The 12,639-nt window shown below is 34.7% G+C and carries 11 protein-coding genes; 7 read left to right on the plus strand and 4 right to left on the minus strand.

Translation table 11 applies throughout. The features are described from left to right. Positions 1-4 precede the first annotated feature (4 nt). From QWY91_RS06465 to QWY91_RS06475, 3 genes are all read right to left on the minus strand, one after another. Positions 5-520 (minus strand): redoxin domain-containing protein, encoded by a 516-nt coding sequence (locus QWY91_RS06465; RefSeq protein ID WP_290232794.1) that lies wholly within the window; start codon positions 518-520, stop codon positions 5-7. 93 nt (positions 521-613) lie between these two features. After that, positions 614-1,642, minus strand: a complete 1,029-nt coding sequence (locus tag QWY91_RS06470) for a threonine aldolase family protein (RefSeq protein ID WP_290232795.1) — start codon at positions 1,640-1,642, stop codon at positions 614-616. Between the two features lie 18 nt (positions 1,643-1,660). Then, complete coding sequence (locus QWY91_RS06475; RefSeq protein WP_290232798.1) at positions 1,661-4,060, minus strand: zinc-dependent metalloprotease; 2,400 nt, start codon at positions 4,058-4,060, stop codon at positions 1,661-1,663. Between the two features lie 198 nt (positions 4,061-4,258). Here QWY91_RS06475 and QWY91_RS06480 point away from each other — a divergent pair, with 198 nt between their 5' ends. The 7 genes from QWY91_RS06480 (at position 4,259) to QWY91_RS06510 (ending at position 12,212) form a co-directional block, all read left to right on the plus strand. Then, entirely contained in the window at positions 4,259-5,725 is a 1,467-nt protein-coding gene (locus QWY91_RS06480; RefSeq protein ID WP_290232799.1) for a circularly permuted type 2 ATP-grasp protein, read from the plus strand. A 10-nt stretch (positions 5,726-5,735) separates the two neighbouring features. After that, complete coding sequence (locus QWY91_RS06485; RefSeq protein ID WP_290232801.1) at positions 5,736-6,680, plus strand: alpha-E domain-containing protein; 945 nt, start codon at positions 5,736-5,738, stop codon at positions 6,678-6,680. A gap of 44 nt (positions 6,681-6,724) precedes the next feature. Continuing rightward, complete coding sequence (locus tag QWY91_RS06490; protein WP_290232803.1) at positions 6,725-7,588, plus strand: transglutaminase-like domain-containing protein; 864 nt, start codon at positions 6,725-6,727, stop codon at positions 7,586-7,588. A gap of 63 nt (positions 7,589-7,651) precedes the next feature. After that, positions 7,652-8,749: a peptide chain release factor 2 gene (gene prfB, locus QWY91_RS06495; RefSeq protein ID WP_290232804.1), complete on the plus strand. Its 1,098-nt coding sequence runs from the start codon at positions 7,652-7,654 to the stop codon at positions 8,747-8,749. Between the two features lie 76 nt (positions 8,750-8,825). Next, positions 8,826-9,167, plus strand: coding sequence for an arsenate reductase (glutaredoxin) (gene arsC / locus QWY91_RS06500; protein WP_290232806.1), 342 nt, complete (start codon positions 8,826-8,828; stop codon positions 9,165-9,167). Between the two features lie 23 nt (positions 9,168-9,190). Next, a complete protein-coding gene (locus QWY91_RS06505; RefSeq protein WP_290232807.1) occupies positions 9,191-9,565 on the plus strand; it encodes a hypothetical protein in 375 nt (124 codons plus the stop codon). A 121-nt stretch (positions 9,566-9,686) separates the two neighbouring features. Next, complete coding sequence (locus QWY91_RS06510; protein WP_290232809.1) at positions 9,687-12,212, plus strand: TonB-dependent receptor; 2,526 nt, start codon at positions 9,687-9,689, stop codon at positions 12,210-12,212. Positions 12,213-12,273: 61 nt separating this feature from the next. Here QWY91_RS06510 and QWY91_RS06515 read toward each other — a convergent pair whose 3' ends face one another. Next, on the minus strand, positions 12,274-12,453 hold the full coding sequence (locus tag QWY91_RS06515; RefSeq protein ID WP_290237066.1) for a hypothetical protein: 180 nt from the start codon (positions 12,451-12,453) through the stop codon (positions 12,274-12,276). Between the last annotated feature and the right edge of the window lie 186 nt (positions 12,454-12,639).

The following is a 12,639-nucleotide window of genomic DNA, read 5'->3' on the forward strand; positions in this document are numbered from 1 at the left end:
GATATTAAGCTTCGCCACGCGCCGGATAGTTTTTATCTAAAACAAAATCAATTGCTTTTAAAATATCCCCAAAATCGGGTCTTGCAAAAGGCATAGACTGAATGCTCGCTGCATAAACCGTTTTGTCTGGTTTTATCAAAAATAATCCTGGCTCAAAAAATGCTTCAGGTTCTTTATCATTTAAACCTTCAGAAATATAAAGATCCCATTTTCTAGCATCTTCAGTTAATAAACCGTATCCTATATTAAGTTGATCCACATCCCAGGATTCCACTGTTTTGTTTGCAAGCTCTTCGTTATTTGCGCTTATACAAATCACATTGACTCCTCGCTCCTGAAATTCAGAAATCTTAGAATTCAATTCGGTTAAATATTTCTTACAAACCGGGCAGTGAATTCCACGATAAAAAACAATCATCGTAAAGTTTTCCGGATTCTCATCTTTAAGATTCCACTCTACTCCCTTAGCAGTTTGTACTCTTAGTTGCGGTGCTTCTTTTCTTGGCAATATATTTTTCATTTCAAATAGCTTTTAATGCTGAAATCTAAAAATTACCAAATCAAAACTATATTAAAAAGCTTGTAAGCTTGCGTTAAGATTTACTAAACAAACTTATAAGCTGATATTCTTTAATACTGAAATGAATTTTTGATGCATCGCTTCCGTATAATCTAAATGCGTCACTATTCTCAGTTTTCCTTTTCCCAAAGCACTAATCCTAATATTATTTTTCTGAAGAATTTTATTGAATTGATCCTCAGCGGAAGCATCTTTCAAATTAAAAATAATAATATTCGTTTCTACAGGCTCTACTTCACCAACGTAGGATTGCGCTCTTAATATTTCAGCAATTTCACTAGCTCTTTTATGATCTTCAGCTAAGCGATCTACGTGATTATCTAAAGCATAAATTCCTGCTGCAGCCATAAAACCAACCTGACGCATACCACCACCTAAAACTTTACGTACGCGCATGGCTCCTTTCATAAGCTCTTTATTACCAAGTAAAACAGACCCCATAGGAATTCCCAATCCTTTAGAAAGACATACTGATATGGTATCGAAAAGCTTTCCATATTCTTTAGGAGATTCTCCTTTTGCCACCAATGCATTAAACAACCTGGCGCCATCTAAATGCAAACCTAATTGGTGCGTATTACAAACTTTTCTAATCTTTTTTATTTCTTCAATAGCGTAACAAGCGCCGCCGCCTTTGTTTGTAGTATTTTCAAGACACACCAAAGTGGTAAGCGGACTATGATAAAAATCTGGCGGGTTTATGTTCTCCTCTACCTGTGCTGCCGTGATCATTCCGCGATGCCCATCTACCAATTTACAACTTACGCCACTATTAAAACTAGCCCCGCCACCTTCATAATTATAAACATGCGCCCATTTATCACATATTAGTTGATCGGCAGGCTGCGTATGTAATTTTATCGCTGCTTGATTCGCCATACTCCCGGTAGGAAAAAACAAAGCATCATCTTTCCCGAAATGCTTGGCTAATTTTTCTTCTAAAGCATTTACTGAAGGGTCTTCTTTATAAACATCGTCGCCAACCTCAGCATTCATCATTGCCTTTAACATTCCTTTGGTTGGTCTGGTTACCGTATCACTTCTTAAATCTATTTCGCTCATAAAATCTTTTCTCTTTTTCTATAATCTTGTACACATAAAACTTCCTATTGGTGATCCGTCAGGAATTTTAGGTGCATCTGGCATCGATTCGAACTCTCCCGGTTTATCCATAAACAGTTCTATTTCTTCAAGCATTTGCTCGTATATAGCACCATCTTCATCGTCTAACCAATCTTCTAATTCGGCTAACTGATAATTCACCTCAGCTTTCACTAACGGAGTTGTACTTTTACTTACTGCTAAGTTAAATAAATGCTGCAGCACATTATAATTTATAGTTTCCTGTGCTGCACGTAAATAAGAATCCTTAGGTTGATATTTGATAGTTTCAGCTATTAATTTCTGCAATAAGTCTTCTAATCCCAATTGCTTTTTATCTATAGATTTTTGCTGAACCAATCTTGCCATACGCTCTGGATTCAGCATTAAAGTCAGTGTCATATCGCTAGCAGTTGCTGGTGCTCCTAAAGCATCAAAAGCTACACCAGTATTACTTTTAAAAGATTCTCGTGATCTGCTATAACCAAAAGCTCTTGGCGGGAAAAGCGATAATTTTTCCTGCGGAATTGCAATAGTTTCTGCCTTCAAGGTCTGAAGAAGCTGATCTAAAGCCGATTTTTGACGTTTAGCTGGTAAAATTTCAACAACTTTTTCAGCGCCGCCTTTTACTGCGTAATTATAATCCAAACCACCAATTAACTTGCTTACCGCTTCCGTTTGATATCTATGGAAAAAATATAAGGGAACAAAAACATCTTCTAAAACCGAATATGGTTCGTTTGTTCTAAAATTATCTTCAGAAAAATTAGTAATCGCTTTTTGACGAATTTCGAGTACGTTTTTTAATTCCGCGGTAACATTTTTTCCATTATCCCAAAGGTGGGCATTTACGTGCGCTCCACTTTGTGCTCTGGCATCACTATCGCTTATAAACTGAATTCCCTGATCATAAGCTTCCTGAATAACCGAATTTAAATATGCTCTTTCTGAAGTATTTTCTGGAATATCAGAATAGCTATATTTTACCGTAATCTTATCCCATGTTCCAATATTGGTATCATAAGCGTTTGTTGTGCTCACTTCGCCGTTTTCTATACTAAATTGCGGATGGGGATAATCCATCACCGAAGCTCTATCGCTAACGCTCGCCGCAAAGTTGTGAGCAAAACCTAAGGTATGTCCTACTTCATGCGCTGCTAATTGTCGGATTCTGGCGATTGCCATTTCCATCATTTTCTCATGATTTTCGTCACTTTCAGCAAACGGTTTATTCAGCAAAGCCTGAGCAATCATAAAATCCTGTCGAATTCGAAGACTTCCTAAGCTTACGTGACCTTTAATAATTTCTCCCGTTCTTGGATCGACAACGCTCGCGCCGTAACTCCAACCTCTAGTCGAGCGATGTACCCATTGGATTACATTGTATCGAACATCTAAAGGATCGGCATCGGCTGGCAACATTTTTACCTGAAAAGCATCTTTATAGCCTATAGCTTCGTAAGCCTGATTCCACCAGCTGCCACCTTCCAATAAGGCAGAACGTACAGGCTCGGGTGTACCGGGATCTAAATAATAAATAATTGGCTCTACAGCTTCGCTAATTTCAGCTTCGGGATTTTTCTTTTCTAATCTATGGCGTATTGCAAAACGTTTTAAAATCGGTTCGTAAACCGGTGTTGCATAATCGTAATAAGAAATAGAATTCGCTCCGCTTCTGGGATCAAAAATTCTTTTTTCGTAATTATCATCTGGTAATTCTATAAAAGAATAATGCTGAATTACACTAATATTACTTGCATCTGGCACCACGCTTCTGACCGTTCTACCTTGCGGAGATCCTGAAAAAGTTAATAGACTTTCAAATTCAACATTTTTAGGAAAAGCTTTAGTCCTATCCAACTGCAATGCACTTTTGCTTTTACTAATACTATAACTTCCGTTTTTGCCACGTTTTAGACGACTGGCAATTCCGTGAGCATCTTCCATAATAAAAGGCGTAAGATCGATAATAAACTTTCCATCTTTCTCCTCTTCGATTTCGAAACCATATAAAACCGATTTTGCAAAAGCTTCCTCTATACTTTGCTTTTCTAATTGATTGTCGGTTATCGCCCGATACCGTTGATTGGGTTCTACTAATAGCAGTTTATCACCGGCTCGCTGAAATTTTACTACCGCAGCGCCTCCTAATTGACCACGATCTAACCCTATATCATTACTACCTACTCCACTTCTTAAAGCATGATTGTACAAAAAGAGACTGTCTAATTTGTCTACTTCAAGATAAATTTCGTCGGTTTTTTGATTGTAATAAAAATTAAAGTATCCTTCGTACTTTTTAAGATCTTCTTTTTTTTCCAGAAATTGACTAGAAAGCGTTTGTGCAAAGAGTAAAACGAGTAGTACTATTTTTTTCATGAAAGCTGGTTTTAAGTCACCCAAATTTAATTTTTAAAATTGTTTACAAAGATCAAATTCCGCATTAATATCTATATCTAATATCATGCAACTAAAGACACTAATTTTTTGAATATATTTTAATTTAAAAGTTAATTAATACTAAATAACTAACGCTTTCAAGTGAAAAAATGAGTATTTTATGTCAAAATACTTTTTATGAGTCTAAACACCAACCAACCAAGTTTTTCTTCTTACCAAAAAGACAATAATTTTTTTGATGAAATTTTCACCGACGATAATAAAGTTAAAGAAGTTTACAAGACACTTTTAGACCTTTATAGTGGTCATTCTGTTCAGGACTTTGCTAAATTAAATGAAAAGGCCAAGGCTTCTTTTTTTAATCAGGGAATTACTTTTCAGGTCTATGGCGAGCATGAAACCAAGGAAAAAGTCTTCCCGTTTGATTTATTCCCAAGAATAATTGATCATAAAGAATGGGAAATTATAGAAAAAGGCGTTTTACAACGAAGTAAAGCACTTAATCATTTCTTATGGGATATCTATCACGATAAAAAAATCCTTAAGCAGGGAATTGTTCCGTTAGATCTTATCAACTCTTCTGCTAATTATCTGGATCAGATGCAGGGAATTGATCCACCGGGCGGAATTTACAACCATATAAGTGGTACCGATCTTATAAAACATTCTGATGGAAAATATTATGTATTAGAAGATAACATTAGATGTCCTTCCGGTGTAAGCTATGTTATTTGTAATAGAACGGCACTTAAAAGAGCTCTATTTGGAGTTTTTAATCACTACCAAACGCATACGGTTACCGATTATGCTGAAAATCTTTTAGAGATCATGGAATCGGTTAAACCAAAAGGTGTGGATACACCAACCTGTGTAGTCATTACTCCGGGTATTTATAATTCTGCTTATTATGAGCATTCTTACCTAGCGAAAGCAATGGGTGTAGAACTTGTTGAAGGTAGAGATCTTTTTGTAGAAAATGATTTTGTGTATATGCGCACTATCAACGGTCCTAAAAAAGTAGATGTGATTTATCGAAGAATCGATGATATTTATATGGATCCTCTTGAATTTAGACCTGACTCTACTTTAGGAGTTCCCGGTTTATTATCTGCCTACAAATTAGGAAATGTTTGTTTAGTGAATGCTCCAGGAACTGGCGTAGCAGACGACAAAGCGGTATATACTTATATGCCAGAAATTATTAGGTATTATTTAAACGAAGAACCTATTCTCAACAACGTACATACCTATCATTGTAGCAGACCAGACGAACTAAAATATGTTTTGGAAAACATAGATAAACTGGTTGTAAAACCTGTAGATGAAGCAGGAGGATATGGAATTTCGATTGGGAACAAACTTACCAAAGAAGAAATAGAACGTGTAAAAACGGTCATTAAAGAAAATCCTAGAAAGTATATTGCACAACCAATTATGTCTCTTTCTGTTCATGCTACATACATAGAGGATAATCAAAGTTTTGAACCTAGACACGTGGATCTTAGAACATTTTGTTTATTAGGAAAAGACACCAGCTTTGTTTTAAAAGGAGGATTAACAAGAGTAGCACTTCAAAAAGGAAATTTAATCGTAAATAGCTCACAAGGTGGTGGATCTAAAGACACCTGGGTATTAAAAAAATAAAACAAGATATATGTTATCAAGAGTTGCCAATAACCTTTTCTGGATGGGTCGCTATATAGAAAGGTCTGAACACATTGCGAGATATTTAAATGTCAATTATTTTTCCTCTTTGGATGCACCAAATGAGCTTTCACAATCAAGACAATTTGTACTTAGATCGATGCTCTTTATGGCTAGCGATCCTGTGAAAGATCCAAACATTAAGTTAGATGAAGAAAAAGTATTATTCGATATTGCTCTTAATAAAGACAATCCAGTATCTATTATAAGTTATCTTCAGCATGCAAGAGAGAATGCAAACAGTGCGAGGGATTTAATTTCAACTGAATTATACGAAGCTTTAAATAAATTTTATCATTACACTCTAAATTATCCGATTGATAAATTTGTGAAAAACGGGCTATATGATTTCACCGTTAATGTAGCCGAATCTACTTCTATTTTAAAAGCAAAAATTAGAGGAACTCTATTACACGACGATGTTTACAGTATTATGATGTTGGGAGTTCATATCGAAAGAGCGACTCAAATTGTTAGAATTATCAATGCTAAGTACAATGATGCAAGTTTAGCTGGTGGTAGCTACGGAGACCATTTACAGAACAGCTACGAGTGGACTACATTACTAAAATGTGCAGAATCCTATGATATGATGCGACGATTTTATAAGAAACCGCCGCGTAGCCTTACCACTTTAGAGTTTTTGATTTTGAACCCAATTTGCCCAAGATCGGTTATGACTTGTTTAAATGAAGTAAGTAAGCATATAAGCGACCTCTCGCAAGAGAAAACTCCTTCAAAAAATTCAGCAGAATTTTTAGTAGGAAAAGTAAAATCTGAATACCAATTTAAACTTATCGAAGAAATAGAGGAAGATCTACAAAGCTTTATCGAGAGAATTTTAAAGCAATTAAACGATATCGCTAAAAAGATAGAAATTGAGTATTTTTTATGAATAAGTAAACCTCATTATTTTTAAATTCGCATTTATTTTAAAAAATGGCTCTTAACTACGTTATAAAGTATACAGCAACAAATTTCTACGATAGCTTCGTACAGGAAGCTTTGTGGCAATTTTTAATTGCTCCGCTAGATTTGGGAACTCAGCAACTGGTTTTTTCAGAATTTAAAAATTCTTTACACATCCCTATAGAAACTTCAGTTAATGGATACGGTTTCACGACCTATAGAATTCATCCAAAAACAAAATTCAACAAAATAGAATTTGAAGCGGAATTTCATGTAATAAAAGAAAAAAATAATCCTTTCGATAATACGAATGAACTAAGTATCGATCAGGAAAATGAAATTTTAGATTCCTTAGAGTTTAAAGTGAATCATTCTCTATTTTTAAAATCGACCTCACTTACAAAATTACCAAAAGCACATACGATCGATTTCAATTTTTCTGAAAACGATTCTGTTTTCGAAAATCTAAATAATTTAAATAAATGGATTTTCGATACGTTTAGTTTTAAGGTAAACGTGACCGATGTAGATACCGATCTAGATGTTATATTAGAAGAAAAACAGGGTGTTTGTCAGGATTTTACACATCTTTTTTGTGCAGTCGCTAGATCCTATAAAATCCCTACACGATACGTTTCAGGATATTTGCATCAGGGAAATGGATTTTTTGGAGACTCACAAATGCATGCCTGGACAGAAGCCTTTATTCCCGGTACAGGCTGGATAGGTTTTGATCCTACGAATAATCTTATTGCTTCAGAAAATCACATTAAAGTAGCTCATGGCAAAGATTACTCAGATTGCCCGCCTATAAAAGGTATTATTTATACTGGAGGCGCTAATCGCACAGAGTATTCAGTGGAAGTTCATGCACAGCAAAATTCGCAACAGTAGAATTAACAAATTCTTCAAATTTAGATCACCCAAAAAGAATTATACTGCAATAAATTACGATATATGATAACTACCGATCAGGTAAAAGATATAGCTAATAGAATAGATAACTTAAAAGTTCATTTAAATATAGATCAGAAATTAATTGAAATTCAGAATGAGGAAGAAAAAACCTTTGATCCAAGTTTTTGGGACAATCCTTCTGAAGCTGAGGTTTTCATGAAAACCCTAAAAGCTAAAAAAAAGTGGGTTGGTGATTATAATTCAGCAAAAAGTGGTTTAGAAGAATTGCAGGTTTTACTTGAATTTTATAATGAAGGAGAAGCTGAAGAAAGTGATGTTAAGAAGCAGTATGATAAAATTTTAAAAACTGTAGAAGAGCTTGAATTTAAAAATATGCTTTCTGACGAAGGTGACGATTTAAGTGCAGTGCTACAGGTTACAGCCGGAGCCGGAGGAACTGAGAGTTGCGATTGGGCAGAGATGTTGATGCGTATGTATTTAATGTGGGCTGAGAAAAAAGGATTTAAAATTAAAGAATTAAACTATCAGGCAGGTGATGTTGCAGGTATAAAAACAGTAACCATAGAGATCGAAGGAGAATTTGCATTTGGATGGTTAAAAGGTGAGAATGGCGTACATCGATTGGTTAGAATTTCCCCATTTGATAGTAATGCCAAACGTCACACTTCGTTCGCTTCGGTTTATGTTTATCCTTTGGTGGATGACACTATCGAGATCGAAATTAATCCGGCAGATATCGAAATTACTACTGCAAGATCGAGCGGTGCAGGGGGACAAAATGTAAATAAAGTAGAGACAAAAGTGCAATTGGTGCATCATCCAACGGGAATTCAGATTTCATGTTCAGAAACAAGATCTCAACATGAGAATCGTCAAAGAGCAATGCAAATGCTTAAATCTCAGCTTTACGAGATAGAATTAGAGAAGCAACGTGAGCAGCGCGAAGATATCGAAGCCAGCAAGAAAAAAATAGAATGGGGATCCCAAATTAGAAATTATGTAATGCATCCTTACAAACTGGTTAAAGATGTTCGTACTGCTGAAGAAACCGGAAACGTTGATAGCGTTATGGATGGTGATTTAGACCAGTTTCTTAAAGCTTATTTAATGATGATGGGACAAAGGAATGATGATTGATAAGCATAAAAGAAAATACGAACTATTTTAGAAAAACATAAAAATTGCTTATTTTATACAAAAAGAATTATTGAAAATGATCACGATTTATCACAATGCTCGATGCAAGAAATCTAGAGAAGGCTTAGAAATTGTAGAAAATTCAGGAAAAGATTTTAAAATAAGAGAATATTTAAAAGATCCATTATCTGAAGATGAGCTAAAAGATTTGCTTGTAAAACTAAATATTGCGCCATTGCAATTAGTAAGAACCAATGAGAAAATCTGGAAAGAAAATTATAAGAATAAAGATCTTAGCGAAAATGAATTGGTACGAATAATGACAGAAAACCCAAAGCTTATAGAGCGACCAATCGTAGAAAATGAGATCGAAGCTGTAGTGGGAAGACCACCAGAGGACATAAAAAAAGTCTTATAACCTATTCCTCAAAAAACAAAAAAATGAAACTTACACCAAACCAACGAATATCATTAATAAGTCTTGCAACAGTAGTGGTTGCAGGATTTGTGGCCTCACAAATTTACATGAACAAAAAAAGTAGAGAAGAAATTAAAGAAATTGCTGAAGAGCTTTCTCTACTTTGGAAAGATAGATTATTCCTTAACGAGGAACAAACACTTAAAATGGAAGATCTTATTATAGAATATACTTTAAAGAAGAATGAAATCATTAATAGTAGCATGAATCCTATTGCACAGGTAAGAAAACTAAAGGCGATACAAAAAGTAGAACATCGTAATTTAGCTAAAATGCTTTCTAATGAACAATTCGAAAATTATATTAACATAAATAAAACTATTCAGAAAAAAGTTTAATTGTTGAAAATCAATATTTAAATATTGCATTTAACAAACAGCACGGTTTGTGTTAACTCAATTTTAACCAAACCCGATTAAACCTTTTCGTTAATTGGCGGTCTTAAAAGAAAAAGTTTTAATGACCGCCAAATTTTATTTTAGACAAAGCCTAGCGCTTTTATTCTTTCTTAGCTTAAACCTTGCCCTCTTTGCGCAGGATAAAGATTACGAGGTAACCGGTAAGGTTATCGACGATCAATTACAAGTTCCCTTAGAATATGCTACCGTAAGTGTTATAAATGCAAGTGACCCTAGTAAAGTTACAGGAGGAGTTACCGATGTAGATGGTAATTTTAGTATAGATGTAGCTAAAGGTACTTATAATATTTTAGTCGAGTTTATCTCCTACGAAAGCAAAAAATTCAATAACAGAACAGTTAATGCAGATTTAAATCTTGGGACTATTTCACTCGGTGTGAGTTCCGCGAATTTAGATGAAGTTGTTGTAAGAGCTGAAACCACTCAGGTTGATGTTCGTTTAGACAAGAAAATCTACAATATCGGTAAAGATTTAACTACCGCAGGAGGTACTGTTAGCGACGCTTTAAATAACGTACCATCGGTTTCTGTAGATATTGAAGGTGGTATTAGCTTAAGAGGAAATGAAAATGTGAAGATTTTAATTAACGGTAAGCCGTCTGCAATGGCTGGCTTTGGATCTACAGATGTACTTAGCCAATTACCTGCAGATGCTATCGAGCGTGTAGAAGTGATTACTTCGCCTTCTGCGAGATATGATGCTGAAGGTACCGCCGGTATTTTAAACATTATTCTTAGAAAAGAAGAAACCTTAGGTTTTAATGGTTCGCTTACGCTAACTGGTGGAGATCCTGCAAATGCTGGAGCCTCTGCAAATATTAATTACCGTACTGATAAATTCAACTTATTCAACACCACTGGTTATCGTTATAGAGAAAGCCCAGGAAATGGATTTTTTGATACAGAATATTTCGAGGAAAGAGATATTCCTCTTTTAGAAGATATTAAATACGACCGTAACGTTGAAGATCGCGACATGGATCGTGAAAATAAAGGTTTTAATACTAACATTGGTTTAGAATACTATATAAACGATCAATCATCAATTACTGGTTCCATTTTTTATAGAAATGGCGATGACGAAGATCTTACAACAAACATCAACGATTATTTTTTAAATGGTTCTGAGCGATTAGGAACTACTAGATCTGAACTTGAAACTGAAGAAGATGAAAGCTACCAGTTTGCGGTAAACTACATCAATAAGTTTAATGATGAAGGACATCAATTAACCGCCGATTTTCAGTTTGAAACCGATAAAGAAGAACAATCTGCTTTTATTTCCGAAGATGTAAATTATAATAATACCGAGTTAGACGAGGTAAACGTTCCTAGAGAAGAAACCAATACTTACGAAGATCAAAAGGAATATCTTATTCAGGCAGATTACGTATTACCAATTGGTGAAGGTTCTCAATTTGAAGCAGGATATCGTGGTAACTTTGAAAATACAGTTACCGATTACGAACTTCGCCAGGAAAACGAAAATGGTGTTCTTGCAATAAACGAAAACCAGACCAACATTTTTGATTATACTGAAAATGTACAAGCACTTTACTCGCAGTATGGGTCAAAGTTTGGTGACTTCAGCTTTCTTTTGGGACTTCGACTAGAAAATACAAATCTGAAAGGAAGAATCGATTCAGAATTAACTGAAGACGAATTGAGACAGGAATTTGGATTCCAAATCAATACCGATTTCGATAATACCTATTTAGGACTTTTCCCAACGGTAAACTTTATCTACGAACTTGGGGAAGAAGAAAATGTTACTTTAGGATATAATAGAAGGATTAACCGCCCACGTGGATGGTTTATTAACCCATTCCCATCTAGAGATAGTAGAACAAATATCTTTCAGGGGAATCCTAATTTACAACCAGCATACTCTAATGCATTCGACTTAGGATATTTAAAAAGATGGGAGAAATTAACCCTTACTTCTTCAGTATACTTCCAAAGAGAAACTGAATCTTTTCAAAGAGTTCAGGATCAAATTACGATATCTGGACCTAATAATACCGAAGTTGAAGTTATTAGAAGTTTACCTATTAACTTAGGTATTAATGATAGAATAGGTGCTGAACTTGGATTGCTTTACAATCCTGCAGATTGGTTAAGATTAAATGGAAGTTTCAACTTCTTTAAATTCGATATAACTGATGCTGTTTACGAAGGTCAAGATTACGGTAGAGATGGGACAAGCTATTTTGCGAGATTCAGCTCTAAAGTTAACCTACCCTTATCTATCGATTGGCAGACAAATGCATTCTATATGGGACCAACAGACGAAATTCAGGGTCGTAGAGATGGTATGCTTTCTATAGATGTTGCACTTAGTAAAGAAATATTGAATGAAAATGCCACAATATCAGTTAATGCAAGGGATTTACTGAACTCAAGAAAAAGACAGGGAACAACAGTTACCAATAGTTTTTCTCAGTATAGCGAATTTCAGTGGAGACAAAGACAAATTAATGTTTCTTTGATTTATAGATTCAATCAACAAAAGAATCAACAAAGAAGACAAGATGCCAACGAAGAGGATATGGAAGGGGAGTTTTAATACACTCCTTCTTTTCTTAAAAAGAGGTTATAAAAAAAGGGACTTTATAAAGTCCCTTTTTTTATACTTTTTGTTCTTTGGCAGCTTTTCTTTTAGCTTTCTTTTCTTTTAAAAGATCCATTATAGAACCTCCTATCCAATAAGGAACGATCACCGCAGTAAGGAAGATCATAAGCCAAAATCCCATTGTAAGGATACCTAGAAACGCCAAAAACCCTAGAAATTGATCGAATTCGAACATCATAATTAATAGTATTTGGGTAACAAAGATAAAAACATTAAAAAGTTTATCACAATTTAATTTCGAGTTTTTCAACAATACTATCAACAATTCAGAATATCAGCGATTTTCGACCAATTTTAAAGCTTTTTTATATCTAAAAAGTGCTTTAAACCTTAAATTTGTGTAACAATCAATATTTCAATT

This window comes from Zunongwangia endophytica, from assembly GCF_030409505.1.
GTDB classification, from domain to species: domain Bacteria; phylum Bacteroidota; class Bacteroidia; order Flavobacteriales; family Flavobacteriaceae; genus Zunongwangia; species Zunongwangia endophytica.

Coding starts and splice junctions, on each gene's coding strand:
- QWY91_RS06465 (WP_290232794.1), bottom strand. CDS start 520: ATGAAAAATATATTGCCAAGAAAAGAAGCACCGCAACTAAGAGTACAA.
- QWY91_RS06470 (WP_290232795.1), bottom strand. CDS start 1,642: ATGAGCGAAATAGATTTAAGAAGTGATACGGTAACCAGACCAACCAAA.
- QWY91_RS06475 (WP_290232798.1), bottom strand. CDS start 4,060: ATGAAAAAAATAGTACTACTCGTTTTACTCTTTGCACAAACGCTTTCT.
- QWY91_RS06480 (WP_290232799.1), top strand. CDS start 4,259: ATGAGTCTAAACACCAACCAACCAAGTTTTTCTTCTTACCAAAAAGAC.
- QWY91_RS06485 (WP_290232801.1), top strand. CDS start 5,736: ATGTTATCAAGAGTTGCCAATAACCTTTTCTGGATGGGTCGCTATATA.
- QWY91_RS06490 (WP_290232803.1), top strand. CDS start 6,725: ATGGCTCTTAACTACGTTATAAAGTATACAGCAACAAATTTCTACGAT.
- prfB (WP_290232804.1), top strand. CDS start 7,652: ATGATAACTACCGATCAGGTAAAAGATATAGCTAATAGAATAGATAAC.
- arsC (WP_290232806.1), top strand. CDS start 8,826: ATGATCACGATTTATCACAATGCTCGATGCAAGAAATCTAGAGAAGGC.
- QWY91_RS06505 (WP_290232807.1), top strand. CDS start 9,191: ATGAAACTTACACCAAACCAACGAATATCATTAATAAGTCTTGCAACA.
- QWY91_RS06510 (WP_290232809.1), top strand. CDS start 9,687: ATGACCGCCAAATTTTATTTTAGACAAAGCCTAGCGCTTTTATTCTTT.
- QWY91_RS06515 (WP_290237066.1), bottom strand. CDS start 12,453: ATGTTCGAATTCGATCAATTTCTAGGGTTTTTGGCGTTTCTAGGTATC.